We start from the raw sequence: 26186 nt of genomic DNA, 5'->3' as shown, positions 1-26186 counted from the left end.
CCCGTGCCGCCGAAGCGGTGCGGTGTGTGGTGGTGAGCCGCTTATTCTGCTGATGAGGCGGGGGGCTGTCAACGCTTTTTTCCACTTTTTTCACACGTTGTTGCAAACCCCTTGATGCACAAGGTTATTGCCCGGGAAGCGGCAGGGGATCGCTGGCGAAAATAGCGACATGTGGCACGCCGTCGGCGCCAATCCAGCCCCGATACATGCCCTGAGTGTTGAACGGCGTGGCCATTTTTCCGTCTGCCGCGAGCACGATCGCGCCACCGTCGCCGCCCATCTTCGGAATCATCTCGTTGATCACCGCCCTGCCCGCCTGTTCCGGCGACTGCGCCTGGTAGCGGATGCGCGCGCAGATCTCGTGCGCCGCCGCGGTACGGATGTAGTACTCGCCCCAGCCGGTACCCGACACGGCGCACTGTGCATCGGCCCAGGTGCCGGCGCCGATGATCGGCGAATCACCGACCCGGCCGTAGCGCTTGTTGGTCATGCCGCCGGTGGACGTGCCCGCCGCCAGGTGGCCCTGCGCATCCAGCGCCACCGCACCGACCGTGCCGAAATGCCTGGCCGTTTCCAGATCGGCATGGGCCTGGCCACTGGCCTCTTCCTTCAGTGCCCGCTGCAGCTGCTGCCAGCGCTTGTCGGTACGGAAGTAGGAGGGGTCGACCAGGGTGATGCCCTGCTCGGCGGCAAACGCCTCGGCCCCCTGCCCCACCATCATCACGTGGCGGGACTTCTGCATGACCGTCTGCGCCAGCAGGATCGGGTTGCGCACCCGCTGCACGCCCGCCACCGCACCGGCGGTCTGGCTGGCGCCGTCCATCACCGCCGCATCCAGTTCGTTGCGCCCTTCATGGGTGAACACCGCGCCCTTGCCCGCGTTGAAGGTCGGATCGTCCTCCAGCACGGTGATCGCCGCCGTTACTGCGGCCAGCGCCGGGCGGCCCGCGGCCAGCTCGGCGTGGCCCTTCAACAGTGCCGCCTTCAAGGCATCGCGCGCCGCCTTTTCCTCGGCAGGCGACAGGTCCTTGCGCTCCACGCCGGCGCCGCCATGGATGACCAGCAGCGGTGAGGGCGCAGCCGCCTGCGCGAGCAGGGGCAGGGACAACAGGGCAGACAGCGCCAGGCGCAGTTTCATCGGGTACGTCTCCAGGGGAATGAGGTTCGGTAGCGCCGGGCCACGCCCGACGCTAGCGGCGGGTGAGCTCGATCAGGCCGTCATCGATGTCAGCCAGCAGCTGATCGTCCACGTCGGCCTGGAAATCATCAAGCCGCAGGCGGCCACCCGAGGCGACCACCGTGACCGGCACGGCATGGAAGCGCAGCGGCTCGCCTTCGACCAGGTGGTCGGCGCCACGCCCGGGGCGCACCACCCATACCTTGCCCTGCCCGTCCGCGCTGTAGACACGCGCGTGGCCATCGGGCTCCACGCACAGGGCGGTATCTTCGTCCACGCCAATGCCGACCATGTCCGGATCGCCACTGTCCTGCGCGGCCCGGGCGACGAAGACGATCAGGCGGCCGAGGCGGTCGCGCTTGTCGAAGTGGGTGTCGGTGACCACGCGCTGCAGGTAAGGCATCTGCAGGAAGCCATGGTCGAGGGTGACGGCCGCGCCACGCGGGTCGGCCAACGCACTGGCCGAATCGATGCTGCCGCCATCCAGCGCGCCATAGGCATAGCCGCCCAGGATCGCCAGTCCGGCACTGGTTCCGGCGATCGGCTTGCCGGCGCGGACGTGGGCATTGAGGGCCCGATTGAGCGCAGTGCCCTTCCAGAAGCGGATATAGCGGGCCTGGTCGCCACCGGCAATGAAGATCGCGTCGGCCGCCGCTACCACCCGCAGCACGGCGGGATCGTCGGCACCGCGGCGACTGTCGAAGACCAGGGTCTGGACCGCGGTGGTGCCGCCAATGTCGTTGTGCAGGCGTTGCTGCAGGTCGTCGTCGCCGGAGGCGCGCAGGATCAGCACACGGCCGTTGCCCGCCTGCCGCAGCCACCACTGGAAGGCCTCCGGCACCCACTCGCCGCCGCCCATCAGCATCATCGCCGGTGCGCGCGGGCCCGGTCGGGGCGCGTCGAGATTGCCGGTCTCGTAATAGGCAAAGCCGGGCTCCTGCAGGCTCTGGGCCGCAACCGGGAGCGCCCATGCCAGCGCCATCCCCGTGCACAGGGCCAGGCGAAGCCAGAGACCGGAAAAGGCCTGTCGCATGCTGATCTCCCTGAACAGAATCGACTTGCAACCGTTTTCACTCTTTGCCAGATAGAAAGACAGTAGTCAAGGACATAAAAAAGGCGTTAAATGCGCGCGCCCATCCGGGAAAACTGAATGGGGGACAGGGCCCCTCCTCTGCGGGCCGGCATCACTTCCGGGAATTCTTCATGCGTAGACAGGCGATGGCGTGGTCGATCCAGCTGGCGTTGATGGGGGTGGCTGCTTCGGCCGCGGCCCAGGATCCGGCGACCGCTTCGGTTCAACAATTGGACGCGGTGCACGTCACCGGCTCGCGCATTCCGCGTGCGCAGGTGGAAGGCCCGGCACCGATCACCGTGATCAGCGCCGAACAGATCCAGTCGGCCGGCTTCACCAGCGTGCCGGACGTGCTGCGCGCGATGACCCAGAACGGCGGCGAGACGCAGAGCCAGCAGTCGTCCAGCGGCGCCGACTTCTCGCCCGGCGCACAGCAGGTCGATCTGCGCGGGCTGGGCCCGAACCACACGCTGGTGCTGGTTAACGGCCGCCGCATTGCCGACTTCCCGATGCCGTTCCAGGGCCGCAGCAACTTCACCGACGTGTCCAACATTCCGCTGGGCATGATCGAGCGCATTGAAGTGCTGACCGGCAGCGCCTCGGCCATCTACGGCTCGGACGCGATCGCCGGCGTGGTCAACTTCATCCTGAAGAAGCAGGCCGATGGCACCACGGTGGACGTGCGCATGGGCACCACCACCGAAGGCGGCGGCGACTCGTTCGACATGAGCCTGGCCAGTGGCTTCAGCCGCGGCAACTTCAACGCGGTGTACAGCGTGGAGCTGCAGTCGCAGACCCCGCTGTGGGCGTACGAGCGCGAACAGCAGGATTCGACCCAGGACGGCCCCACCGAGGGCTCGCGCATCGCCCGCCGCGCTTACCTGCGCACCGACTACAACGATGACTACCTCGACCCGGGCGCAGCCACCTGCGATGCCCTGGCCGGGCAGAACAACGGCAGCACCTACCATGCCTTCCGCCCGCGCTACGGCTACTACTGCGGCAGCGATGCGTCGATCGGCTACGGCACCATCCTCAGCAAGCGCCGCGGCGCCAATGGCTACGCCTCGCTCAGCTACGACTTCGACAACGGCCAGCAGTGGTTCGCCGATGTGCAGCTGGGCTACCACAGCCTTGCGCTGATGCGCGATGTCACCTCGTGGGGCCGCATGGCGCCCGATGGTGACGAGTCGGGCTACTTCAACAATGCCGCCACCGGTGAAATCGAGTTCTGGCAGCGCCAGTTCTCGCCGGAGGAAATGGGCGGCCTGCGCAATGCCATGGTGCGCAGCACGCAGAAGACCTTCAGCGTGACCACCGGCTTCAAGGGCAACCTTACCGGCAACTGGGATTACGAAGCCGCCCTGAGCCATTCGCAGTACCAGTCGCGGATCAGCTGGCCGCAGATCGTGGCGGCCAAGGCCAACGATCTGTTCCTGGGCCCGCAGCTGGGCGAGGATGACGACGGCTTCCCGATCTACAACGCCGATCCGGACCGCCTGTACCGTCCGCTGACCCGCGCCGAATACGATTCGATCGCCGCGCGCACCACCTATACGCCGAAGTCGCGCACGGAAACGGCCGCCTTTACCCTGACCAATGGCGCGCTGTTCGGCCTGCCCGGCGGCGATGCCGGCTTTGCCGCCACCGTGGAAGTGGGCCAGCAGGCCTACGCGCTGAATCCCGATCCGCTGGCCACGCAGTACTACTACTACAGCTGGAAGGATTCCAACGGCGAAGGCTCGCGCAACCGCTGGGCCACCGCCGCCGAGCTGCGCATGCCGCTGCTGGACAGCGTGAACCTGAGCGTGGCCGGCCGTTACGACCAGTACCGCTATTCGGGCAACACGATCGGCAAGGCCACCTGGAGTGGCGGCCTGGAATGGCGCCCGATCGACACGCTGCTGGTGCGCGGTTCCTACGGCACCGCGTTCCGTGCGCCGGACCTGCACTACGTGTACGCCGGCCCCGGCAACGACGAGACCGCCGGCAACGACTACTACGGCTGCCTGAGCGACGGCGCTGATGACTGCAGCGACTACGAAGAGAACCTGGTGCGCAGCCGCGAAGGCAACCGTCGCCTGGACCCGGAAACCAGCACCTCGTGGAGCGCCGGTTTCGTCTGGTCGCCCGGCGGCGGCTTCGACATCAGCGCGGACTGGTTCGACATCGACATGCGCAACCAGGTGCAGGACATGAACGTGGATGCGATCCTGCGCGACGAGGCGGCCTGCCGCCTGGGCGAGCTGGACGCCACCTCGGCCACCTGCGTGGATGCCCTGGCCCGGGTGACCCGCACCGACGACGGCCGCCTGTACGGCGTGCACGTGAACCCGGTGAACATCGCCCGCGAGCGCACCCAGGGTGTGGACGTGGGCCTGCGCTGGCGCGTGCAGACCGGCATCGGCGAGTTCTCCTTCAACGGCAACCACACCTGGGTGAAGAAGCACGAATTCCAGCAGTTCCCGGGCGATCCGGTGGAAGACCAGTTCGCGGTGAACAGTGGCTTCGACATTCCGCGCACCAAGACCAGCCTGAGCGTGACCTGGGAGAAGGCGGCGTGGTCGGCCACGGTGTACGGTTCGCGCCTGGGCAAGCTGCCGACCTCGGACAGCTACGACCAGGTGTTCGACTGGGACAGCGGTGACAGCCCGTACATCAAGGCGACCTACCGCTACAACGCGTCGGTGCAGTACCGCTTCGACGACCATGCGCGGCTGTCGCTGTCGGTGGTGAACGTGTTCAACAAGATGCCGCCGAAGGACGCCTCGTATACGGCGTACCCCTACTACGACGTTTCCTGGTTCGACACGGTGGGGCGCACGATCAACCTGCAGTACACCCACAAGTTTGGTGGCAGCGCGCTGTAAGGCGGGCTGCAGCGCAGGCTGTGGAGAACAGGGCCCGCCATTGGCGGGCCTTGTTCGTTTCGGAACCGGGCTTTGGTAGATGCCCACCTTGGTGGGCATGGGCCTGCCGCGCGCCCACCAAGGTGGGCGACTACCAGAGCACAGGATGCGAGGTGATCCGGGCTTTGGTAGATGCCCACCTTGGTGGGCATGGATTTGCCGCGCGCCCACCCTGGCGGGCGACTACCAGAGCGCGCCGCCAGGGTTTTCCACACCACGCGTGGAAAGCGATGCGAACTTGGTGTGGACAAGTGGGCGCGAGCATTGCCGTACAAGCGTTTGCAGGGGTGGTGATTTTTTGTCCATGCCCATGTTTGTTTTCCACACGGCACGTGGAAAGCGATGGGAACTTGGTGTGGACAAGTGGGTGCGAGCGTTGCGGCGCAGGCGTTCCGGGGCGTGGTGAAAATTTATCCACCACGCGCTGTGCCAACCAAGGTTGGCACCTGCCTGGCGTGCACCCCATGGTTTTCCACACCGCGCGTGGAAAGTGGTGGGGGTTTGGTGTGGACAAGTGGCTGAGAGCCACGCACGGCAAGCGTTTCAGTGCGTGGTTGTTTTTTCACCAGCCATCGCCGCGGCGCCAGAAACGCGAACGCCCCGCACAGGGCGGGGCGTTCGGGGTCGATCCGTTGCGGCAGGATCAGACGTTGAAGCGGAAGTGCAGCACGTCGCCTTCCTGCACGCGGTATTCCTTGCCTTCCAGGCGCAGGCGACCGGCTTCCTTGGCGCCGGCTTCGCCCTTGTACTTGATGAAGTCGTCATACGCGATGGTTTCGGCGCGGATGAAGCCCTTCTCGAAGTCGGTGTGGATGACGGCGGCAGCCTGCGGGGCGGTGGCGCCCTTGCGCACGGTCCATGCGCGGACTTCCTTCACGCCAGCGGTGAAGTAGGTCTGCAGGCCCAGCAGGCTGTAGGCCGCGTTGATCACGCGGTTCAGGCCCGGCTCGCTCAGGCCCAGGTCGGCCAGGAAGGTGTCGCGGTCTTCGTCGTCGAGCTGAGACAGCTCTTCTTCGATCGCGGCCGACACCGGCACCACCTGCGCGCCTTCGGCGGCGGCGTGGGCGCGCACGGCGTCCAGGTGCGGGTTGTTCTCGAAACCGTCTTCCAGCACGTTGGCGATGTACATCACCGGCTTGAGGGTCAGCAGGAACAGGTCACGGACCAGCGCCTTCTCTTCCTCGTCCAGGCCGACCGAACGGCCGGACTTGCCGTCGGACAGGGCAGCCTGCAGCTTGGCCAGCACCGGCTTGCGCGCGGCCGCTTCCTTGTCGCCACCCTTGGCGGCGCGCTCGGCGCGGTTCAGGGCCTTCTCGACGCTGTCCAGGTCGGCCAGCGCCAATTCGGTATCGATGGTTTCGATGTCCGAGATCGGGTCGACCTTGTTGTTGACGTGGATGACGTCGGCGTTCTCGAAGCAGCGCACCACGTGGGTGATCGCATCGACTTCGCGGATGTGGGCCAGGAACTTGTTGCCCAGGCCTTCACCGCTGGCGGCACCGGCGACCAGGCCGGCGATGTCGACGAATTCCACGGCGGTCGGAATGACCTTCTGCGGATTGATGATGCCGGCCAGTTCGCCCAGGCGCGGGTCCGGCACCGGCACAATGCCGACGTTCGGTTCGATGGTGCAGAACGGGAAGTTCGCCGCGGCGATGCCCGCCTTGGTCAGCGCGTTGAACAGGGTCGACTTGCCGACGTTGGGCAGGCCGACGATGCCGCATTTGATACCCATGGGTGACAGCTCTCTGGGGTGAAAGTGATTGGTGAAACAGCGCGCGCGCTGCTTGGCCAATCCATCTCGGTGTCGATCATTGTGTGCCAACCAAGGTTGGCACCTACCGGTCTGGTTGATTCCGTGCCAACCAAGGTTGGCACCTACCCTACCGGTCTGGTTGATTGTGTGCCAACCAAGGTTGGCACCTACCAGAAGCGCTATTTCGGGGTGTGCAGGCGCTTCATTGCTTCGTTGAAATCGCCTTGTACGGCCAGCGGCAGCACGTCGATGGCATCGTCGATGGCACGGGCAATCAGCACGTCATCGTCCTTGGACGGGCGACCCAGCACCCAACCCACCACGCGATCCTTGTGGCCGGGGTGGCCGATGCCCACGCGCAGGCGGTGGAACCTGCCGTGGCCGAGCAGGCGCATGGTGTCGCGCAGGCCATTCTGGCCGCCGTGGCCGCCGTCGAACTTCAGCCGTATGGCACCGGGCGGCAGGTCCAGTTCGTCGTGGGCCAGCAGGGTTTCCTCCGGCTCGATCTTCCAGAACCGCTGTGCGGCGGTGACCGACTTGCCGCTGAGGTTCATGAAGGTGGCCGGCTTCAGCAGCCAGACCGTCTGCCCGGCGATCTCGACCTTGGCGGTCTCGCCGAACAGCTTGCTGTCCACGTTCCAGCGCGCACCGGCTTTTTCAGCCAGGGCCTCAACGAAATGAAACCCGGCATTGTGCCGGGTCCGGGCGTGTTCCGATCCGGGGTTGCCCAGACCGACGATCAGTCGCAATCCTGCCATGGTTCCTTCCAGCACGGTGCCTGCCCGAAGGCAGGCACCGCTTGGGTATTACTCGGCAGCCGGAGCTTCTTCGTCGGCCGCGTCGACCTTGCCGGTCTTGGCGGTGACGATGGCGTCGTCGTGGTCCTTGCCCAGCGCCAGCGCCGGGATTTCCACGCCCTTCGGCAGCTTGATGTTGGACAGGTACACCACGTCACCGGCGTTCAGGCCGCCCAGGTCGACTTCGATCGACTCCGGCAGGTCCTTCGGCAGGCAGGTGATGGTCACTTCCTTCAGTTCGTGGGTGACCACGACGTCGGCAGCCTTGCCAGCCGGCGAGGTGTCTTCGTTGACGAAGTGCAGCGGAACCGAAGCGGTCAGGGCTTCGTTCTCGTTCACGCGCTGGAAGTCCAGGTGCATGATCAGCTGCTTGTACGGGTGGCGCTGCATGTCACGCAGCAGGACCTTCTGCACCTGGCCGTCCAGGTTCAGGTCCAGGATGGAGGCATAGAACCACTCGTTCTGCTGGGCCAGCCAGATTTCGTTGTGGTCCAGGCTGATGGCGACCGGCTCGGCGTTGCCGCCGTACACGATGGCCGGGATCACACCAGCGTGACGCAGGCGGCGGCTCGCACCCTTACGCTGCAGTTCACGCTTGGTGACCTTGATTTCATGGGTCTTCGACATTTTCGACTACTCAGGTTGTTGCCTTGCCTTGCGGCGAGGCGGTTGAAGATGCTTCCGCGACCAGAAGCATCCGGGGCATGCCCCCGCCGTTGCTGGCAGGGGCGGATTCTCAATCGACGTACAGCGAGCTGACCGACTCGCCGAAGGCGATGCGGCGCATCGTTTCGGCCAGCATTTCCGCCACGCTGAGCTGGCGGATCTTGCTGCACACGCGCGCGGCGTCCTTCAGCGGGATGGTGTCGGTCACCACCAGTTCGTCCAGCTGCGAGTTGGTGATGTTGTCCACCGCCGGGCCCGACAGCACCGCGTGGGTGCAGTACGCGGCGACCTTCAGCGCACCGCGCGCCTTCAGGGCAGCGGCAGCAGCGCACAGGGTGCCGGCGGTATCGACGATGTCATCGACCATCACGCAGGTCTTGCCTTCGACGTCACCGATGATGTTCATCACGGTGGAGACGTTGGCGCGCGGGCGGCGCTTGTCGATGATGGCCAGGTCGGCATCATCCAGGCGCTTGGCCACGGCGCGGGCGCGGACCACGCCCCCCACGTCCGGCGAAACGACGATCAGGTTCTCGGTGCCGTAGGCGCGCCAGATGTCGGCCAGCAGCAGCGGGGACGCATACACGTTGTCCACCGGGATATCGAAGAAGCCCTGGATCTGGTCGGCGTGCAGGTCGACGGTCAGCACGCGATCAGCGCCAGCGGTGCTGAACATCTTCGCCGCCAGCTTGGCGGTGATCGGCACGCGCGAGGAGCGCATGCGGCGATCCTGGCGCGAGTAACCGAAGTACGGCACCACGGCGGTCACGCTGTTCACCGATGCGCGCTTGAGCGCGTCGATCAGCACCAGCAGTTCCATCAGGTTTTCCGCGCTCGGCGCGCTGGTCGGCTGGATCACGAAGACGTCCTGCTTGCGCACGTTCTCTTCGATTTCCACCTGCACTTCACCATCGGAGAAGTGCGAGACCAGTGCCTTGCCCGGGCGAACCCCCAGTTCCTTGCAGATGTTCTGCGCCAGACGTTTGTTGGCGTTGCCGGAAAATACCAGCAGGTTCGGGGACTCTTGCATCATGATTGTCTCGGGCGGGGACGAGTGGCGGGGATCCGGTAGCGGCAAGGACCGTTGGGCCCTTGCTGCTGACAACACCGCGGCTGTTTCCACGTCCCGCGCGGTCGATGCGCTGGAAGGCGCGGACACAGCCGCAATTGGCAGGGGCGGTAGGATTCGAACCTACGAATGCCAGGATCAAAACCTGGTGCCTTGGGCCTCTTGGCGACGCCCCTGCAGTGATGAATCAGTGTTGCTCGAGTGCTTCCAGCAGTGGCGAACGCATGACGCCCGCTGCCACCCTTGCCCGCAACTCCTTCGGCAATTTCGCTCGTCCCTGCTCTGCGGCAGCCTGCGAATCGAACTCGACGAAACAACCACTTCCAGACCCGGTCAAACGTGCCCGGCCTATGCGGCTCAACGCGGCAAGCACCGCCTCGACGGCAGGCTCGCGACGGCGCAGCACCGGCTCGAACGCGTTTCCGACCAGAGCGCCGGAAGCGAAGTCCTCTATTTTCGCAACTGGGCTGTCGCGCGTCAAATCCGGGTCAGCAAACAGGGCCGGGGTCGGAACATGAACGCCCGGTTCGGCGATCACATACCAGGCCGCAGGCAGCGCGATCGGCTGCAGGCGCTCGCCCACCCCTTCGGCCCAGGCATTGCGGCCGCGCACGAAAACCGGCACGTCGGCCCCCAGCTGCAGGCCCAGCGCGGCCAGCGCATCTTCGTCCAGGCCGGCCTGCCACAACCGGTTCAGCACGACCAGCACGGTGGCCGCGTCGGACGAGCCACCGCCGAAGCCGCCGCCCGCAGGAACATGCTTTTCGACGATGATGTCCGCACCTTGGGCGACATTCGCCACACTCTTCAGCAGCCGCGCGGCGCGCACGGCCAGATCCTGGTCTTCCGCCACGCCGGCCAGGCCGTCACCTTCGCGGCGCACCTGACCGTCTTCACCCAGGCGCAGGCCGATGCGGTCGCCCCAGTCCAGCAGCCGGAACACGGTCTGCAGTTCGTGGTAGCCGTCGGTGCGGCGGCCGGTGATATGCAGGAACAGGTTCAGCTTGGCCGGGGCCGGCCACCAGGACCAGCCGTCGGCGTCAATCTGCGCAGTCATGGGGCGTCGGCGCCCCACTGGTCCACCAGCAGGCGCACCTTGGCATCCTCGCGGCTGGCCTCGATGCGCCGCGGCAGGGCCGGGCGCCCGTCCTGCGCCGGGTACCAGTCCAGGTACTGGATCAGCCAGCCGGCCTGCTGCATGCGCCGCGGGCGGCCCTCGGCATCACGCTCCACGGCACTTTCGCCGCTGCCGCGCAGCACCAGGCCGCGGGTCCAGTCGGACAGTTCACTGACCGGGATGTCCCAGCCGGTGGCATCGAGCAGCAACAGGCGCGCGTCGTCGCCCGTGCGCGGGCCGTCGCCCAGCCCTTCCAGCCGCGCCCCACCCTGCACCGCGTCGCCCTGCAGGGTCCAGCTCTGGCGGGTGACCGGCGCGCTCAGCTGCACGCGGTACTCGCTGCCCTGCTGCACCCAATCGATGCGGCCGCTGCCACCGTTCTTGCCCTTGCTGACCGCAACCCGCCCTTGGAAGGCGTAATCCGGCTGTGCACGCAACGCCTGCACGCGCGCCTCTTCGGCGCGCTCGGCGGCCGGCGAAACGGTGTACACAACTTCCGGCGCGGGGGTCTTCTGGGTGCCGACGCTGGTGCAGGCACTGACCGCCAGGGTCACCGCCGCCAGCAGCAGCGGGCGGATCGAGGAAACACTCATGGATTGAATTTCTCGCGGGCGCGCAGCAGCGCGCGGTTCTCGGGGTCCAGCTTGGCCGCTTCGTCGAAGAAGTGGCGGGCCTCGTCATGCTTGCCGAGCACCCACAGCACTTCGCCCACGTGGGCGGCGATTTCCGGGTCCTTGGCCAGGGTCCAGGCACGGCGCAGCTGCACCAGGGCATCTTCGTTGCGCCCCAGGCGGTAGAGCACCCAGCCGTAGCTGTCGACGATGGCGGCGTTGTCCGGTTCGGCCACGCGCGCGCGGTCGATCAGCTCCAAGGCCTCCTGGTAACGCCCGGTACGGTCGGCCAGGGTGTAGCCAAGTGCATTCAGCGCCGGCACGTTTTCCGGCTCGGTCACCAGGATCTTGCGCAGGTCGGCCTCCGCACGGGGAATATCGTCGCGGCGTTCCCAGGCCAGGCCACGCGCGTAAAGCAGCGCGTTTTCATCCGGATAGGCGGCCAGGCCACGCGCCAGGGCATCCAGTTCACCGGGCAGATCGTCGGCACGCTGGCGCAGTTCGGCTTCCAGCAGGTAGGCATCGCGGCGCACGTCATCATCGACCGTCGCGTCGGACTGGATGGCATGCACCTCCTGCAACGCCAGGTCCTGGCGACCGGCCAGACCCTGCGCGTTGGCCGCACGCAGCCGCGCCTCGCTCAGTTCTTCACCGCCCGGCACGCTGTGGTACCAGTTCACCGCCTCCGGGTAGCGCTGCAGGTATTCGGCAATCTTGCCCAGCAGCAGGCGCTGCGCCGGATCCGGCTTGGCCGCCTGCCGCGACAGCTCGTTGTACAGATTGCCCAGCGCCGCCTTGTCGCCCTGCTTGGCCAGCAGCGATGCGCGCATGCCCCAGGTCTGCACGTCCTGCGGGCCGTATGCCAGCACGCGTTCGGCCGCGGCCGGCTGGCCCAGGCTGTCATATGCGATGGCCACGGCGTTGCGCAGGTCTGGATCCTGGCGGGTCTGCGGCTCCACGCCCTGCAAGAGCGTCAGCGCCTGACCGGTCTGCCCGGCCTGCTGCAGCTGGCTGGCGCGCAGCAGCGCCACCCGCGGTTCCTGCGGGAAGCGGCGCACCACTTCGTCGATCATGCGCTGCGCCAGCTCCGGCTTTTCCATGCGCAGGGCCAGCCGCCCGAACTCCTGCCAGACCTCGATCCTGGCCGGAATGGCATTGGCATCGACCAGCTCGCCCAGCACCTGCGCCGGTACCGCCGGATCGCGCCCGCCACCGATCAGGGCGGCCAGGGCGAACTTCCAGCCCTGCTCGTCGCGGTCCTGCAGCAGTGATTGCAGTTCGCTGCGGGCCGTCTTCACATTGCCCTGGCGCATGGCCAGGGCGGCCGCGGCGCTGCGCATCGGCAGGGACGCTGGGGCACGCTGCTGCCACAGGGCCAGCGCCTTTGCGGCATTGGCATCCTCGTTGGCCAGCATGGCAATACGGGTGGCCCGCTCGGCCAGGCCAGCGTCGCCGTCGGTCTGCTGGGCCGCCTGCAGGTACCAGCGCGCGGCCTCGGCCAGCTTGCCGGCCTGCAGGGCGAATTCGCCGGCGATCACCGGTTCCAGGGCCAGTGCTTCAGCGGCCGGGGCCCGTGCGGGCGCCTTGGCCGGCGCTGCCGACACCGCCTGGGCACAGGCCAGGGACAGCAGCAGAACACTGGGGATGCGAATCAATGCGGGCATCGTCGGCATCGGGGCCTTAAAATGTCGTCCAATGGCCAGCAGCTTATCGCAAGCAACTGAACAATGACCCTGTGGGTGCTCGGACTGAATCACCAGACCGCACCGGTGGAACTGCGCGAACGCGCAGCCTTCGCCGGTGAGGCGCTGCCGCGCGCGCTCGGTTCGCTGCGCGATACCCCGCAGATCGCCGAGGCGGTGCTGCTGTCCACCTGCAACCGCACTGAACTGTACGCGGTAGCCGATTCGGCGCAGGCACTGGACCACTGGCTGCAGCAGCAGGCCGGCGATCTGCAGGGCTACCTGTACCAGCATGCCGACGCCGATGCCGTGCGCCATCTGTTCCGGGTCGCCACCGGGCTGGATTCCATGGTGCTGGGTGAACCGCAGATCCTGGGCCAGGTGAAGGACGCCTGGTCCACCGCCCGCGATCACGGCCTGCTGGGCCAACGACTGGACCGGTTGTTCCAGCAGACCTTCTCGGTGGCCAAGCGCGCCCGTACCGATACCCAGGTCGGCGCCAACCCGGTGTCGGTGGCCTCGGCGGCAGTACGCCTGGCGCAGAACGCGTTCGCGCGCCTGGATGAATCCACCGTGCTGCTGGTCGGCGCGGGCGAAACCATCGAACTGGCCGCCCGCCACCTGAGCGAAGGCAAGGTGCGGCGCCTGCTGATCGCCAACCGCACCCTGGCCCATGCGCAGGAACTGGCCAGCCGCCACGGCGGTGTGGCCCTGCCCCTGACCGAGCTGGAGCGCCACTTGGCCGAGGCCGACGTGGTGTTCTCGGCCACCGCCGCGCGTGAACCGGTGATCCACCGCGCCGCCGTGGCCAATGCCCTGCGCGCGCGCCGGCACAAGCCGATGCTGCTGTTCGACCTGGCCGTGCCACGCGACATCGAAGCCGATGTCGCCACGCTGAACGACGCCTTCCTGTACACGGTGGACGATCTTGAGCGTGCGGTGGAAGACAACCGCCGCGGGCGCCGCGAGGCCGCCGCCGAGGCCGAGGCGATCATCGACCTGCAGGTATCGCGCTATGTGGAAACCCTGCAGGCCAGCGCCCACCAGGCGCCGCTGCGGCAGCTGCGCGCGTTCGGCGAAGCCACCCGCGCCGAACTGCTGGAGCGTGCGCGCCAGCAGCTGGCCAACGGCAAATCGGCCGATGAAGTCCTGGAACTGCTGGCCCATGGCCTGACCAACCGCCTGTTGCACCCGCCCACTGCGGCTCTGCGCGCGGCCGCACTCAGCGGCGATGCCGAGCTGACCCGCGCCGCGCAGCGCCTGTTCCCGGCAACGCCGGGCTACCACCATCCCCCCGTGAGACCCGATGACGCCGACCCTGCGCCGTAAGCTGGAAGCGCTGGCCGAGCGCCGCGAAGAACTGGAACGCCTGCTCGCCGAACCCGACGTGGTTGCCGACAATGCCCGTTTCCGCGATCTTTCGCGCGAATTCGCCCAACTGGAACCGATCGCCACCGCGCTGGCCGAAGAAGCCCGCGCCAAGGCCGACCTGACGGCCGCCGAAGGCATGCGCGCCGATCCGGACCTGCGCGAGCTGGCCGACGAAGAGATCGCCACCGCACAGGCCCGCCTGCAGGAACTGGAGCAGGAACTGGCGCTGCTGCTGGTGCCGCGCGACCCGCGCGACGACGGCAACCTATTCCTGGAAGTGCGCGCTGGCACCGGCGGCGACGAAGCGGCGATCTTCGCCGGCGACCTGTTCCGCATGTACGCCCGCTATGCCGAGCGCCAGGGCTGGAAGGTCGAGATCGAATCGGACAGCCCCGGCGAACATGGCGGCTACAAGGAAGTGGTGGCCCGCGTGGTCGGCCGCGGTGCGTTCTCGCGCCTCAAATTCGAATCGGGCACGCACCGCGTGCAGCGCGTGCCGGCCACCGAATCGCAGGGCCGCATCCACACCTCCGCGGCCACGGTGGCGATCATTCCCGAAGCGGACGAGGTGGATGAGATCGTCATCAATCCGGCCGAACTGAAGGTCGATACGTTCCGTTCGTCGGGTGCCGGCGGCCAGCACGTGAACAAGACCGAATCGGCCATCCGCATCACCCACGTGCCGACCGGCGTGGTGGTGGAATGCCAGACCGAGCGCAGCCAGCACGCCAACCGGGACAAGGCGATGAAGCGCCTGAAGGCGCAGCTGCTGGATGCCGAACGCCAGCGCCAGGATGCCGCGCAGGCCGAATCACGCCGCTTGCAGGTGGGCAGCGGCGATCGCAGCCAGCGCATCCGCACCTACAACTTCCCGCAGGGCCGGATCACCGACCATCGCGTGGAAGGGCTGACCCTGTACGACCTGCCCAATGTGCTGGCGGGCGATCTGGACCCGCTGCTGCAGCGCCTGAGCCACGAGCACCAGGTGGACGCGCTGGCCCAGCTTTCGGCGGGCTGAGCACGGTGTCGGCCTGGCAGCAACGGCAGCAACTGCAGCAGGCGCTGGCCCGCCAGCCGGGCGATTTCGTTGCCTGGGTGATGCTGGCCGACGTGGAACTGGAAGCGGGCGACATCGCTGCCGGCGAAAGCGCCGCGCGGCGCGCACTGCAGCTGCGCCCCGACCACCCCGAAGCGCTGGCGCGGCTGGGCCGGGTGGCCTGGATGGCCGGCGCCCATGCCGATGCAGCCACCCTGCTGCGCCAGGCATCCACGCTGGCGCCGCAGCATCCGGGCATTGCCCTGTGGCTGGGCCATGCGCTGGAAGATGCCAACGATGCCGAAGGCGCCGCCGACGCCTACCGGCGCGCACACACCCTGATGCCAGGCGAGCCTTACATTGCCGCCCAGCGCCTGGCCTGGCAGCGCCGGTTGTGCGATTGGCGCGATCTGGATGCGCTGGCCGCGCAGGTCCGCCGTGCGGTGGCCACGGGCCAGGGCGTGGTTGAACCGTTTGCTTTCCTGAGCGAAGACGCCAGCGCGGCCGAACAGCTGGCCTGCGCGCGCAGCCGGGCAACGGCCGTGGCTGCCTCGGTGCGCCCCTTGCCGCCGGCGCAGGTGCGCGCGCGCGGGCCGTTGCGGGTGGGTTTTCTGTCCAACGGCTTCGGCGCCCATCCGACCGGTCTGCTGACGGTGGCGCTGTTCGAGCAGCTGCGGGCCGATCCGGCACTGCAACTGCATCTGTTTGCCCTGAACCGCGACGATGGCAGCCGCATCCGCCAGCGCCTGCAGGCGGCCACCACGCTGCATGACGTAGCGGGGCTGCGCCACGCCGAGACCGCCGCACGCATCCGCGCGCAGGACATCGACCTGCTGTTCGACCTGCGCGGCTGGGGCGGCGGCGGCACGCCGGAAGTGCTGGCCATGCGCCCGGCCCCGCTGCAGCTGAACTGGCTGGCGTATCCAGGGACGTCCGGTGCAGCGTGGCTGGATGCCGTGGTGGCCGATGGCTTCGCCCTGCCCGCTGCGCTGGAACCGCATTACAGCGAACGCGTGCTGCGCCTGCCGCGCGCGTTCCAGCCCTCGGACAACACCCGCGGTGTGGAACCGGCGCCCAGCCGCGCCGATTGCGGCCTGCCCGCACAGGGCGTGGTGTTCTGCTGCTTCAACAACAGTTACAAGCTCAACCCGCGCAGCATGGCGCGCGCCTTTGCCGTGCTGCAGGCGGTACCGGGCAGCGTGCTGTGGCTGCTGTCCGGGCCGGGCAAGGCCGATGCGCGCCTGCGCGATGCCGCACGGGCCGCGGGCGTGGACCCGTCGCGGCTGGTGTTCATGGCCAAGCTCGCGCACCCCCAGTACCTGGCGCGCTACGCCCTGGCCGACCTGTTCCTTGACACCCATCCCTACAACGCGCACACCACTGCGTCCGATGCGTTGTGGGCCGGCTGTCCGGTGCTGACCTGCCCGGGCGACACCTTCGCCGCACGCGTGGCCGGCAGCCTGAACCATCACCTGGGTCTGCAGGCCATGAACGTGGCCGACGATGCCGCCTTCGTGGCGACCGCCAGCGCGCTGGGCAACGACCCGACAGCCCTGTCGGCACTGCGCGCGCAGCTGGCGCAGGCGCGCGAGCGCAGCGGCGTGTTCGACATGGCCGGGTTTGCGTTGGATCTTTCCGCGTTGCTGCAGGCGCTGGCGCGTGAGCACGGCTGGGTGGGCGTAGCTGGGTAGAGTCGACCGTTGGTCGACTGCCCTTCGCAGAGGCCCAGGAACAGCCCGCGCTGCGCGCGATGGTCGACCAACGGTCGACTCTACCGTCACCGTCCGCGAAACCCTGCGCTGCGCGCGATAGTCGACCAACGGTCGACTCTACCGTCACCGTCCGCGAAACCCCGCGCTGCGCGCGATAGTCGACCAACGGTCGACTCTACCCCGGCGTCGACATCGGCTGGGCAAGCGCTGCGCTAGGCTCGGGGTTCCTTCACGCGTGGTGCACCCATGGGCAAGCTGAAACGCAAGGACTACGACGCACTGCTGCAGCCGCTGCAGCTGGAACTGACCGCCATGGCGCGCTGGGTGCAGCACAGCGGGCAGCGGCTGCTGGTGCTGTTCGAGGGCCGCGATACCGCCGGCAAGGGCGGCGCGATCCAGGCCATCAGCCAGCACCTGAACCCCCGCCAGTGCCGGGTGGTGGCACTGCCCAAGCCTACCGACCGCGAAGCCACCCAGTGGTACTTCCAGCGTTACGCCAGCCATCTTCCTGCCGCGGGCGAGATCGTGCTGATGGATCGCAGCTGGTACAACCGTGCCGGCGTGGAACGGGTGATGGGCTACTGCAGCGAAAGCGAGTACCAGCGCTTCCTGCGCCAGGCACCGGTGTTCGAGCAGTTGCTGGTGGATGAAGGCATCCTGCTGTTCAAGTACTGGCTGTGCGTGGACCAGGCCCAGCAGGAAAAGCGCTTCGCCGAGCGGCACGTGGATCCGCTGAAGGGCTGGAAGCTGTCACCGGTGGATCTGAAATCGCGCAGCAAGTACAGCGCGTATACCGAAGCGCGCGAGGCGATGCTGCGCGCAACCCACCGCGAGCAGGCGCCGTGGACACTGGTGGATTTCAACGACCAGCGGCTGGGGCGGCTGACCCTGGTACGCAACCTGCTGGACCGGCTGCCGGACACGCGGGTGGATGCACCGCTGCCGGAACTGCCGGCGCTGAAAGGCAAGCTGCACCGCGAGCACTACGACGTGCTGAAGCCGATCGAGGCGTTCCCGGTCGAGGATCGGTAGATCCACGCCGTGCGTGGATGATCCGGGAAGGGGGCAGAGCCCGTTGCGCGGCAACGGGATCCGACCCCACCGGGTTTTCAGTCGACCAACGGTCGACTCTACCGGGCTGCGGCGATCTGCTGTTCGATGTCGGCGGCGGTGACCGGGCCCAGGAAGGTGTGCGCCAGCTTGCCATCGGGGGCGATCAGGTGGGTGAGCGGCAGCCCGCGCGGAATGGCGAAATCGGCCGGCGGGTCGAAAGGATCGACCACCACGATCGGATAGGTCACCGGGTGCTTGCCCAAGAACGCCTGCATCTGCGGCGCTTCGATTTCCTCGTACGCCAGACCCACCACTTCGATGTTGTTGCGCATGGCGTGCAGCGCCGACAGCTCGGGCATTTCCTTGCGGCACGGCGCACACCAGGTCGCCCAGAAGTTCACCACCACCCACTTGCCGCGATGGGCGGCCAGGTCGTAGTCGCTGCCGTCCACCGCCTTCATCTTCAGGGTGGGGAATTCGGCCGTGGTGCGCTCGGCCGGGGTCTCTTCAACCGGCGCCGGTGCGGCCCGGGTGGGCGCCTGCGCCGGCGGCGCGCTGCTGGCGGGCGCCGGTTCCTGTGCCGGCTTGCAGGCCGCCAGGGCCAGCAGCAGGGCCAGCAACAACGGGATCTTGTGCATCATGGGGTGTCTCCGGAAGCGGAATAGATATCGCTGACGCGCCGCTTCAAGCGCTCGCGCAGCGGCAGGCGAAGTTCGTCCAGCGCCGCCAGCGCGGCCTGGCCCAGACTATCGTCGCGGTAAGGCAGGTGCTGCTCGGCCACCGGAATGCGCAGCTGGGTGCATTCGTACAGATCGGCCAGGCTGACCTGTTCCAGGTCACGCGCCAGCAGCCATTCGCCACGTTCATCGCGGCGCAGCAGGCCGATGTCCTGCAGGTTGCAGACCAGGTCCTGCAGCAGCGAGTCGGTCAGCATCGGCTCCATGCGCAGGATTTCATCGTCATCCAACCCCTTGCCAGCGGCGCGCGCGTAATGGAAGCGGCCGAGCAGGCGCAGCAGGCCATAGAACTCGTACCCCTGCGGCAACCGCAGTTCCACCGGCTGGTAGCGGAAGGCGGCCATGGACGAGGCCAGCGACGCGCCGAGCAACACGGCCACCCAGCACAGGTAGATCCACAGCAGCAGGATCGGCACGAAGGCCACGGTGCCGTACAGCTTCTGGTACGACTGGAAACTGCCCAGGTAGGCACCGATGCCCCACTTCACCAGTTCCAGCATCACCGCGGCCAGCACGGCGCCGGGAATCGCGTGGCGCCACTTCACCGTGTGGTGCGGCACCACGCGGTAGACCAGCATGATGCAGATGAACTCGATCAGCACCGGCGCCAGCCGCAGGCCCAGATCGGCCAGCCAGCGCCCTTCCTGGGTGCCGAACAACGGCAGCGCCAGCACCCGCGCCGACACCGCCAGCGACGCGGCCGCGAGCATCGCGCCCAGGGTCAGCACGGTCCAGTACACCAGGAAGCGGGTGAGCTTGGGCCGGGTCGAGCCGACCCGCCAGATCTGGTTGAAGGTTTCTTCCACGCTGTTGAGCGTGATCAGCAGCGACACCACCAGGGCGATGAAGCCGGCGGCGGTGAGCTGGCCGGCACTGGCCGAGAACTGCCGCAGGTAGCCTTCGGCCGCACGCGCGGCGCTGGGCACGAAGTTGGAGAACACGTAGTCGCTGAGCTGGTCACTCCAGCGGTCGAAGACCGGGAAGGCCGACAGCACGCCGAACACGACAATTGCCAGCGGCACCAGCGCGAACACGGTCGTGTAGGCCAGCGCGGCGGCGGCCTGGAACAGGCGGTCGTCGAGAAAGCGCCGCCACAGGAAGCGGCCGAAGCTGGCGGTCCGTGCGCGATCCCGCGCGCGCTCCATCCACAGGTTGAGCGTATCCAGAGGTTCCATCGGCGCAAGGGTACCCGATGCGGAATGCGTGCAGGATAGCCATACTGGCGTCCACACGATGAGGAGACCTGGGCACGATGGGCGAAATCCTGGTGCTGTACTACAGCCGCGGCGGTTCGGTGGCACGGCTGGCGCGCCAGATCGCGCGCGGTATCGGCGAAGTGCCGGGCATGAGCGCGCGCCTGCGCACGGTGCCGCCGGTGGCCGCCGTGACCCAGACCGCGCAGCCCCCGGTGCCCGATGAAGGCGCCCCGTATGTCAGCGTGCAGGACCTGGCCGAATGCCAGGGCGTGCTGCTGGGCAGCCCCACCCGCTTCGGCAACATGGCCGCGCCGGTCAAGCATTTCCTGGATGGGCTGGGCGCCGAATGGGTGAACGGCACGCTGGCCGGCAAGCCGGCGGGGGTGTTCACCTCCACCGCGTCGATGCACGGCGGCCAGGAATCGACCCTGCTGTCGATGCAACTGCCGCTGCTGCACCACGGCTGCCTGATCGTGGGCATCCCCTTCACCGAACCGGCGCTGAGCCACACCACCAGTGGCGGTACGCCCTACGGTGCCAGCCACGTGGCCGGCGCCGCAGACGACCCGCAGCCCAGCGAAGATGAAGCCCTGCTGGCGCGGGCGCTGGGCCGGCGCGTGGCCGATATCGCGCAGCGCCTGGGCCGATGAGCCGCGCGCCCCATACCGTGCTGCTGCTGGCGCTGCTGGGCCTGGCCGCGCTGTTCGTGGGCTGGTTCATCAATGACAAGCACTGGCTGGCGACCCAGCTGGTGTTCACCGCACCGCCGCTGGCCTTGGCCATCGCCCTGCGCCTGGGCTGGCGCAAGGCCGGCTTCTGGGCCTCGGTGCTGGCGCTGGGCTGGTTCAGCCACGGCGTGATGAGCGCCTGGAGCCACCCGCAGACCCGCGCGCTGGCCCTGATCGAAGTGGCGCTGGCGCTGCTGGTGATCTTCGCCGCCAGCCTGCCCGGCCTGCGGGCCCGCTTCAGCAAGCGGCGCTGACGCTGCGCCCGCCGGGCCGTATCATCTGTGTCCCCGGCCCCGCGCCGCTGTACCAGCCCTGGTTTCGCGCATGCACATGATGGAAGAACTCCTGGTCGTCACCACCGGTGGCACGATCGACAAGATCTACTTCGACGACAAGTCGGACTACCAGATCGGCGACCCGCAGATCGGCATGATCCTGCGCGAGCTGGGGGTGACCTTCCGTTTCAATGTGATTCCGATCCTGCGCAAGGATTCGCTGCACATCAACGATGAGGACCGTGAGCTGATCCGGGCCACCATCGCCGCGCAGCCGACCCGCCACGTGCTGGTCACCCACGGCACCGATTCGATGGTGCAGACCGGCAAGGTGCTGTCGACCATCGCCGACAAGACCATCGTGATGACCGGTGCGCTCAGCCCGGCGCGCTTCCGCGGTTCGGATGCCGAATTCAACATCGGCTGTGCCATCGGCGCGGTGCAGTCGCTGCCGTCGGGCGTGTACATCGCCATGAACGGCCGCATCTTCGACCCGCAGCACGTGCGCAAGAACGTGGCCGCCAACCGCTTCGAATCGGTCTGAGGTTCCACGGCGCGCTGTCGCGCGGATGGATTCGGCGTTTCGGTTGCTGCTGGGTTGAGGGGATGATCCCCTCCTGACAGATCGCCGCGTGCGGCCAGCAGGAGCAAGTACCTTGCACGGCGACGCTTTGATGCAGCCGCCGCCCATGAAAAAAACACCCCGGCCGAAGCCGGGGCGTGCCCTTGGAGAGGGACTTGGGCTCAGTACTGGGCGTTGAGGGTCAGGCCCGAGAAGGTGCTGTAGGCCTTCACCCGCACGTGCCAGGTGCCAGCGGCCGGGCTGTTCACGGTGCAGGTCTCGTTGTTGCCGCTCAGGTACGGGCGGCAGGTGTAGGTGGTATCGGTCGGGGCGCTGCCCTGGCGGATGTACAGATCGGCATCACCGCTGCCACCGCTGATGGCCACGCGCAGCTGGCTGCTGCCGGCCGGCACCTGCACGGTGTAACTGAGCGAGGCGCCGCTCGACGCGCCCAGGCCGGTCACCGGCACGTTGTTCTGCAGCACGGTGCCACCCGGTTCCGGAGTGGTGCCACCACCGCCGTTGATGGCGGCCGTGACCGCTGCATCGGCGTCGACGATGCCCGCACCGCAACCGCCGGAGCAGGCGCCCGGAAGCGCACGCGCGGTGCTCTTCAGGATGCTTTCCACCTGCGCCGGGCTGAGCGGGCTCGGTGCCACCGACTGCATCAGCGCGACCACGCCGGCCACGTGCGGTGCCGCCATCGAGGTGCCGTTGTAGGAGGCATAGCTGGCGCTGGCCGGTACGGTGGTGCCGGTGTTGAGGGTGGACAGGATGTTGGCACCCGGTGCCGACACGTCGATGCCGGTGCCGTAGTTGGAGAAGCTGGCGCGCGCGCCGGCCGAGGTGGTGGCGGCCACCGCGATCACGTTCGGGCAGTTGGCCGGCACGGCCGAGGACACGTTGGTGTTGCTGTTGCCGGCGGCGACCACCACGGTGGTGCCACGGCCAACGGCGCCGTTGATCGCATTCTGGTAGGTGGTGGAGCAGCTGCCGCTGCCACCCAGCGACATGTTGATGACCTCGGCCGGGTTAGCGTTGGCGGGCACGCCGCTGACGGTGCCACCGGAGGCCCAGACGATCGCATCGGCGATGTCGGAGGTGTAGCCGCCGCACTTGCCGAGCACGCGCACCGGCACGACCTTGGCGTTGAAGGCGGTACCGGCCACGCCGGTGCTGTTGTTGGTCACCGCAGCGATGGTGCCGGCCACGTGGGTACCGTGCCAGCTGGAGTTGGAGGCCGGGTAGCCGGTGCCGCATTCGTTGGCGGCGTACCAGTCGCCTTCGTCGTTCGGGTTGCTGTCACGGCCACCGCCATCGCGGGCCATGGCGGCATCGCTGATGAAGTCATAGCCGGGCAGGATGTTGGCGTTCAGATCCGGATGGCTGGTGATGCCGGTGTCGATCACCGCCACGACCACGCCGGTGCCGGTGGCCTTGTCCCAGGCCGGGCGGACATTGATCGAGGCATTGGAGGTGCCGAAGCCCCACTGTTCGCTCAGGCGGGCGTCGTTGGGCACCAGGGTCGGCCGCATGATCTGGTCGACTTCCACGTATTCCACGTTCGGGTCGGCGGCGAGCTTGCGCATCAGCAGCTCGGATTCGGCCTGGTCCAGCGCGCGGTCGGTCTTGACCACGGTCGGGCCGATGGCCAGCTTGCGGACTTCCTGCAGGCCCAGGGCGCGGCCCTGGCTGCTGGACAGACCGGCCGCGGCGGTCTTCAGGGACGAGGCCAGTGCGGTGGTGTTGGCCACCGGGGCACTGCCTTCACGGTACTTCACGATGAAACGCTGGTGCGTCGGGGCGGACTGCAGGCCGCTGAGCTGGACGTCACCGGCGAAGGCCGGGGCGGCCAGCAGCAGGGAGGTGACAACAGACGCACTGAGAACCACCCACGACTTGCGCGCACGCAGATGCGAAACCTGGGACATCGGAATTTCCCTTTCTAGTGGTGTGAATGCCGGAATCGGCAGAAGCACCGGCGCGAGCGCTTGGCAAGGAACGAGGGCGCGGCTCGGCGTCCGGTGAGCCAGCGGATTCCCCTGTCGATCCGCTGTCAGATGACGCTAAAGGCTCGATCCGGACACCACAAGATTTTCAGTGTCTTTTCAGCAACATGAAATGTCTGTTCTGAGACTTCCCGTGTGGAGGGTTTGTGAAGGTGAAGGAACTTTCACGTCACGTGCACGGACATGACTGGGACCTGGGCTGTCCTGCGATGTCTTTGCCGACATCGGCGGTGGGGCCGCCGGGATGGGTCGCCACAACGCAGAAAGCCCGTCGCGGGGACGGGCTTTCTGGGGAAACCAAGCGGAGAGCAGTCGAGCAAGCTCGACTCTACGGACGCGCGGCGGGCGATCAGCCCAGCTTGACCAGCCAGTTGTGGCGGTCCGGCAGGCGGCCGTACTGGATGTCGGTCAGTTCCTTGCGCAGCGACATGGTCACTTCGCCGGCCGGTGCGTTGATGTCGCCCACCGAGAAGCCTTCGCCCTTCAGCTGGCCGATCGGGGTGACCACCGCGGCGGTGCCGCAGGCGAACACTTCGGCGATCTCGCCCGAGGCCACGCCCTTCTTCCACTCATCGATGGTGACCTTGCGCTCTTCGACCTTCATGCCACGGTCGCGCGCCAGCTGCAGGATGCTTTCGCGGGTGATGCCTTCCAGGATGCTGCCCGACAGTTCCGGGGTGACCAGGGTGCCGTCCTTGTAGACCAGGAAGACATTCATGCCGCCCAGTTCTTCCAGGTACTTGCCTTCCACCGGGTCCAGGAACAGCACCTGCGAACAGCCCTGCGCCTGCGCCTTCTGCTGCGGCAGCAGCGAAGCGGCGTAGTTGCCGCCGCACTTGGCCGCACCGGTGCCGCCCTTGGCCGCACGCGCGTATTCGGTGGACAGCCAGATCGAGACCGGGGCAACGCCCTTGGCGAAGTACGGGCCGGCCGGGCTGGCGATGACGTAGTAGCCGGCCTTGTGCGCGCCGCGCACGCCGAGGAAGGCTTCGTCGCCGATCATGAACGGACGGAAGTACAGGCTGGATTCGTCGGCCGACGGCACCCAGGCGCTGTCCAGCGCGATCAGCTGCTTCAACGATTCAACGAAGATCTCCACCGGCAGTTCCGGCAGCGCCAGGCGCTGGGCCGAGCGCTGCAGGCGACGGCCGTTGGCGTCCGGGCGGAAGGTCCAGATGGAACCGTCGGCGTGGCGGTAGGCCTTGATGCCTTCGAAGATTTCCTGGCCGTAGTGCAGCACGGCTGCGGCCGGGTCCAGCTGCAGCGGGCCGTAGGCACGCACGTTGGCGTTGTGCCAGCCGGCATCCTTGTCCCAGCGCACTTCCACCATGTGGTCGGTGAAGTGCAGGCCGAAGCCCGGCTTCTCCAGGATCTGGGCGCGCTCTTCAGCGCTGCGCGGGTGGTCCGAACGGGTAACGGCGAAGCTGGGGATGGACTGGGACACCGGAGGATTCCTGTTCTGGTTGCGGGTAGTGCCGGCCCCGCCAGTTGCGGGACCGTGGGTCAAAGCATGCCGGTTTCGAGCCGCGCAGCCTCGGACATCATGTGCTGGTTCCACGGCGGGTCGAACACCAGCTCGACGTCGGCCTGGGCCACCGTCGGGATCATTTCGAGCTTGCTGCGCACATCGTCCACCAGGATGTCGCCCATGCCGCAGGCCGGCGCGGTCAGCGTCATCTTCACGTCGATCTCGCGCTGGCCCTCGTCCAGGTGCTTGATCTCCACTTCGTAGACCAGGCCCAGTTCGACGATGTTGACCGGAATTTCCGGGTCGAAGCAGGTGCGCAGCTGCTGCCACACCAGTTGTTCGACCTGCTCGTCGGTGGCGTCGTCGGGCAGCTCCAGCGGCGCCGGCGCCTCTTTGCCGATGGCGTCGCCGTCCTTGCCGGCGATGCGGAACAGATTGCCTTCGACAAACACCGAATAACTGCCACCCAGCGCCTGGGTGATGTACCCATAGCTGCCGGCAGGCAGGGTGACGGTGTCGCCCTGCGGGACCATCACGGCCTCGCAGTCGCGTTCGAAGTGGACAGGTTCGCTGCTACGGGAATACATGGGGATCGATATGGGGCCGCGGACCGGGCCGCGCAAGCCTGCATTCTACCCCGCCGGCCCCACCGACGCCGGTGCGCTGCGGCAAACCACAGTATCCTGTGGCTGACCTTCAGGAAGCTTCGATGTCCTCCAATGCCACACGTGCCAGGACCGTGACCTGGCTTTGGCCCTTCATGCTGCTGCTGGGCCTGCTTGTTGCTCCCATGGCCTGGGTGCTGCTGGCCCTGATGACCGGCCGCCAGGTCGGCTGGATGGCGGTGGTGACCGCGCTGGAACTGGTGTTCATGCTGCGCCTGGGCACGCTGGGCCCGGGCCGGCTGCGCATTGCCCTGGTGGTGCTGGGCACGCTGCTGGTGAGCGCGGTGGCGTACTGGAGCATTGCCAGTGCGTGGATGGGTGGCTCGATCGGGCTGAACCCGATGGATGCCTCGCTGCGGATGGGCCCGCACCTGGCCTGGACCCTGACCAACCTGGCCAACGGGGCGATGGAATGGGTCTGGCTGGCGGTGGGCGTGGTCGTCGGCGCCTGGCTGGCGCGCTGAGCGCGCCGATTGCTGCCCGGCAGGAGCGTGCGGACCAAGGTCCGCACCTACCGG

Annotated in this window: 23 protein-coding genes and 1 tRNA gene; 9 read left to right on the top strand and 15 right to left on the bottom strand. The window is 67.6% G+C overall.

Annotated elements, in window-relative coordinates; translation table 11 throughout:
* Nucleotides 1-124: 124 nt before the first annotated feature.
* Together IAE58_RS00225 and IAE58_RS00220 are read right to left on the bottom strand one after the other, a co-directional pair.
* A complete protein-coding gene (locus IAE58_RS00225) occupies nucleotides 125-1138 on the bottom strand; it encodes an isoaspartyl peptidase/L-asparaginase (protein ID WP_199932090.1) in 1014 nt (337 codons plus the stop codon).
* Nucleotides 1139-1190: 52 nt separating this feature from the next.
* A complete protein-coding gene (locus tag IAE58_RS00220; protein ID WP_233614456.1) occupies nucleotides 1191-2159 on the bottom strand; it encodes a cyanophycinase in 969 nt (322 codons plus the stop codon).
* Between the two features lie 221 nt (nucleotides 2160-2380).
* Between IAE58_RS00220 and IAE58_RS00215 the strand changes: the two genes are divergently transcribed.
* Complete coding sequence (locus IAE58_RS00215) at nucleotides 2381-5119, top strand: TonB-dependent receptor (RefSeq protein WP_199932092.1); 2739 nt, start codon at nucleotides 2381-2383, stop codon at nucleotides 5117-5119.
* Nucleotides 5120-5801: 682 nt separating this feature from the next.
* Here the strand turns inward: IAE58_RS00215 and ychF are convergent.
* The 8 genes from ychF to IAE58_RS00175 form a co-directional block, all read right to left on the bottom strand.
* Nucleotides 5802-6893, bottom strand: coding sequence for a redox-regulated ATPase YchF (ychF, locus tag IAE58_RS00210; protein WP_108752266.1), 1092 nt, complete (start codon nucleotides 6891-6893; stop codon nucleotides 5802-5804).
* A gap of 200 nt (nucleotides 6894-7093) precedes the next feature.
* Nucleotides 7094-7672, bottom strand: a complete 579-nt coding sequence (gene pth / locus IAE58_RS00205; protein WP_199932093.1) for an aminoacyl-tRNA hydrolase — start codon at nucleotides 7670-7672, stop codon at nucleotides 7094-7096.
* 48 nt (nucleotides 7673-7720) lie between these two features.
* Nucleotides 7721-8338 (bottom strand): 50S ribosomal protein L25/general stress protein Ctc, encoded by a 618-nt coding sequence (locus IAE58_RS00200; protein WP_199932094.1) that lies wholly within the window; start codon nucleotides 8336-8338, stop codon nucleotides 7721-7723.
* Between the two features lie 109 nt (nucleotides 8339-8447).
* Nucleotides 8448-9407, bottom strand: coding sequence for a ribose-phosphate diphosphokinase (locus IAE58_RS00195; protein WP_108751479.1), 960 nt, complete (start codon nucleotides 9405-9407; stop codon nucleotides 8448-8450).
* A 138-nt stretch (nucleotides 9408-9545) separates the two neighbouring features.
* Nucleotides 9546-9622: transfer RNA gene (locus IAE58_RS00190), tRNA-Gln, on the bottom strand.
* 11 nt (nucleotides 9623-9633) lie between these two features.
* Nucleotides 9634-10503 carry a 4-(cytidine 5'-diphospho)-2-C-methyl-D-erythritol kinase gene (gene ispE, locus IAE58_RS00185; protein WP_199932095.1) on the bottom strand — a complete coding sequence of 290 codons (870 nt, stop codon included), beginning with the start codon at nucleotides 10501-10503 and terminating at the stop codon, nucleotides 9634-9636.
* Nucleotides 10500-11156 (bottom strand): lipoprotein insertase outer membrane protein LolB, encoded by a 657-nt coding sequence (gene lolB / locus IAE58_RS00180; protein WP_199932096.1) that lies wholly within the window; start codon nucleotides 11154-11156, stop codon nucleotides 10500-10502. The genes ispE and lolB overlap by 4 nt, the downstream gene beginning before the upstream one ends.
* Nucleotides 11153-12838, bottom strand: a complete 1686-nt coding sequence (locus tag IAE58_RS00175) for a tetratricopeptide repeat protein (protein WP_199932097.1) — start codon at nucleotides 12836-12838, stop codon at nucleotides 11153-11155. The genes lolB and IAE58_RS00175 overlap by 4 nt, the downstream gene beginning before the upstream one ends.
* 63 nt (nucleotides 12839-12901) lie before the next feature.
* Here IAE58_RS00175 and hemA point away from each other — a divergent pair, with 63 nt between their 5' ends.
* From hemA to ppk2, 4 genes are all read left to right on the top strand, one after another.
* Complete coding sequence (hemA, locus tag IAE58_RS00170) at nucleotides 12902-14185, top strand: glutamyl-tRNA reductase (RefSeq protein WP_108748631.1); 1284 nt, start codon at nucleotides 12902-12904, stop codon at nucleotides 14183-14185.
* Entirely contained in the window at nucleotides 14163-15245 is a 1083-nt protein-coding gene (prfA, locus tag IAE58_RS00165) for a peptide chain release factor 1 (RefSeq protein ID WP_199932098.1), read from the top strand. Before hemA ends, prfA begins: the two co-directional genes overlap by 23 nt.
* 5 nt (nucleotides 15246-15250) lie before the next feature.
* On the top strand, nucleotides 15251-16954 hold the full coding sequence (locus tag IAE58_RS00160) for a tetratricopeptide repeat protein (protein ID WP_199932099.1): 1704 nt from the start codon (nucleotides 15251-15253) through the stop codon (nucleotides 16952-16954).
* Nucleotides 16955-17221: 267 nt separating this feature from the next.
* Complete coding sequence (ppk2, locus tag IAE58_RS00155) at nucleotides 17222-18007, top strand: polyphosphate kinase 2 (RefSeq protein ID WP_199932100.1); 786 nt, start codon at nucleotides 17222-17224, stop codon at nucleotides 18005-18007.
* A gap of 98 nt (nucleotides 18008-18105) precedes the next feature.
* Here the strand turns inward: ppk2 and IAE58_RS00150 are convergent, their stop codons facing one another.
* Together IAE58_RS00150 and IAE58_RS00145 are read right to left on the bottom strand one after the other, a co-directional pair.
* On the bottom strand, nucleotides 18106-18669 hold the full coding sequence (locus IAE58_RS00150) for a TlpA disulfide reductase family protein (protein ID WP_199932101.1): 564 nt from the start codon (nucleotides 18667-18669) through the stop codon (nucleotides 18106-18108).
* On the bottom strand, nucleotides 18666-19940 hold the full coding sequence (locus IAE58_RS00145) for a YihY family inner membrane protein (RefSeq protein WP_199932102.1): 1275 nt from the start codon (nucleotides 19938-19940) through the stop codon (nucleotides 18666-18668). The genes IAE58_RS00150 and IAE58_RS00145 overlap by 4 nt, the downstream gene beginning before the upstream one ends.
* Nucleotides 19941-20017: 77 nt before the next feature.
* On the opposite strand from IAE58_RS00145, the gene wrbA reads away from it, so the two are divergent.
* The 3 genes from wrbA to IAE58_RS00130 all read left to right on the top strand — a co-directional run bounded on the left by wrbA (nucleotide 20018) and on the right by IAE58_RS00130 (nucleotide 21508).
* A complete protein-coding gene (wrbA, locus tag IAE58_RS00140) occupies nucleotides 20018-20611 on the top strand; it encodes an NAD(P)H:quinone oxidoreductase (RefSeq protein WP_199932103.1) in 594 nt (197 codons plus the stop codon).
* A complete protein-coding gene (locus IAE58_RS00135) occupies nucleotides 20608-20943 on the top strand; it encodes a DUF2069 domain-containing protein (protein ID WP_108755485.1) in 336 nt (111 codons plus the stop codon). Before wrbA ends, IAE58_RS00135 begins: the two co-directional genes overlap by 4 nt.
* Before the next feature lie 79 nt (nucleotides 20944-21022).
* Entirely contained in the window at nucleotides 21023-21508 is a 486-nt protein-coding gene (locus IAE58_RS00130; protein WP_108748623.1) for an asparaginase domain-containing protein, read from the top strand.
* 200 nt (nucleotides 21509-21708) lie between these two features.
* On the opposite strand, the gene IAE58_RS00125 is transcribed toward IAE58_RS00130, so the two are convergent.
* The 3 genes from IAE58_RS00125 to sufT all read right to left on the bottom strand — a co-directional run bounded on the left by IAE58_RS00125 (nucleotide 21709) and on the right by sufT (nucleotide 25590).
* Complete coding sequence (locus IAE58_RS00125) at nucleotides 21709-23457, bottom strand: S8 family peptidase (RefSeq protein WP_199932104.1); 1749 nt, start codon at nucleotides 23455-23457, stop codon at nucleotides 21709-21711.
* A 427-nt stretch (nucleotides 23458-23884) separates the two neighbouring features.
* The gene (locus IAE58_RS00120; RefSeq protein ID WP_199932105.1) at nucleotides 23885-24979 is read right to left on the bottom strand and encodes a branched-chain amino acid aminotransferase; all 1095 of its coding nucleotides are present in this window, start codon (nucleotides 24977-24979) and stop codon (nucleotides 23885-23887) included.
* A 59-nt stretch (nucleotides 24980-25038) separates the two neighbouring features.
* The gene (sufT, locus tag IAE58_RS00115) at nucleotides 25039-25590 is read right to left on the bottom strand and encodes a putative Fe-S cluster assembly protein SufT (protein WP_108748620.1); all 552 of its coding nucleotides are present in this window, start codon (nucleotides 25588-25590) and stop codon (nucleotides 25039-25041) included.
* A 122-nt stretch (nucleotides 25591-25712) separates the two neighbouring features.
* On the opposite strand from sufT, the gene IAE58_RS00110 reads away from it, so the two are divergent.
* On the top strand, nucleotides 25713-26132 hold the full coding sequence (locus IAE58_RS00110) for a hypothetical protein (protein ID WP_199932106.1): 420 nt from the start codon (nucleotides 25713-25715) through the stop codon (nucleotides 26130-26132).
* Nucleotides 26133-26186: the final 54 nt, after the last annotated feature.

It is taken from the genome of Stenotrophomonas sp. S49 (genome assembly GCF_016624905.1).
Taxonomy (GTDB): Bacteria; Pseudomonadota; Gammaproteobacteria; order Xanthomonadales; family Xanthomonadaceae; genus Stenotrophomonas.
Note: the sequence above shows the minus strand (reverse complement) of the source record. Positions and strands in the feature narration are given on the sequence as shown.

Bases quoted from the DNA above. Each gene is read 5' to 3' on its own strand.
- IAE58_RS00225 (WP_199932090.1), bottom strand. From the start codon at position 1,138: ATGAAACTGCGCCTGGCGCTGTCTGCCCTGTTGTCCCTGCCCCTGCTC.
- IAE58_RS00150 (WP_199932101.1), bottom strand. From the start codon at position 18,669: ATGATGCACAAGATCCCGTTGTTGCTGGCCCTGCTGCTGGCCCTGGCG.
- lolB (WP_199932096.1), bottom strand. From the start codon at position 11,156: ATGAGTGTTTCCTCGATCCGCCCGCTGCTGCTGGCGGCGGTGACCCTG.
- IAE58_RS00145 (WP_199932102.1), bottom strand. From the start codon at position 19,940: ATGGAACCTCTGGATACGCTCAACCTGTGGATGGAGCGCGCGCGGGAT.
- sufT (WP_108748620.1), bottom strand. From the start codon at position 25,590: ATGTATTCCCGTAGCAGCGAACCTGTCCACTTCGAACGCGACTGCGAG.
- IAE58_RS00200 (WP_199932094.1), bottom strand. From the start codon at position 8,338: ATGTCGAAGACCCATGAAATCAAGGTCACCAAGCGTGAACTGCAGCGT.
- IAE58_RS00135 (WP_108755485.1), top strand. From the start codon at position 20,608: ATGAGCCGCGCGCCCCATACCGTGCTGCTGCTGGCGCTGCTGGGCCTG.
- ispE (WP_199932095.1), bottom strand. From the start codon at position 10,503: ATGACTGCGCAGATTGACGCCGACGGCTGGTCCTGGTGGCCGGCCCCG.
- IAE58_RS00215 (WP_199932092.1), top strand. From the start codon at position 2,381: ATGCGTAGACAGGCGATGGCGTGGTCGATCCAGCTGGCGTTGATGGGG.
- wrbA (WP_199932103.1), top strand. From the start codon at position 20,018: ATGGGCGAAATCCTGGTGCTGTACTACAGCCGCGGCGGTTCGGTGGCA.
- ppk2 (WP_199932100.1), top strand. From the start codon at position 17,222: ATGGGCAAGCTGAAACGCAAGGACTACGACGCACTGCTGCAGCCGCTG.
- IAE58_RS00130 (WP_108748623.1), top strand. From the start codon at position 21,023: ATGGAAGAACTCCTGGTCGTCACCACCGGTGGCACGATCGACAAGATC.
- IAE58_RS00195 (WP_108751479.1), bottom strand. From the start codon at position 9,407: ATGCAAGAGTCCCCGAACCTGCTGGTATTTTCCGGCAACGCCAACAAA.
- IAE58_RS00220 (WP_233614456.1), bottom strand. From the start codon at position 2,159: ATGGCGCTGGCATGGGCGCTCCCGGTTGCGGCCCAGAGCCTGCAGGAG.
- prfA (WP_199932098.1), top strand. From the start codon at position 14,163: ATGACGCCGACCCTGCGCCGTAAGCTGGAAGCGCTGGCCGAGCGCCGC.
- hemA (WP_108748631.1), top strand. From the start codon at position 12,902: ATGACCCTGTGGGTGCTCGGACTGAATCACCAGACCGCACCGGTGGAA.
- IAE58_RS00110 (WP_199932106.1), top strand. From the start codon at position 25,713: ATGTCCTCCAATGCCACACGTGCCAGGACCGTGACCTGGCTTTGGCCC.
- IAE58_RS00125 (WP_199932104.1), bottom strand. From the start codon at position 23,457: ATGTCCCAGGTTTCGCATCTGCGTGCGCGCAAGTCGTGGGTGGTTCTC.
- pth (WP_199932093.1), bottom strand. From the start codon at position 7,672: ATGGCAGGATTGCGACTGATCGTCGGTCTGGGCAACCCCGGATCGGAA.
- IAE58_RS00175 (WP_199932097.1), bottom strand. From the start codon at position 12,838: ATGCCCGCATTGATTCGCATCCCCAGTGTTCTGCTGCTGTCCCTGGCC.
- ychF (WP_108752266.1), bottom strand. From the start codon at position 6,893: ATGGGTATCAAATGCGGCATCGTCGGCCTGCCCAACGTCGGCAAGTCG.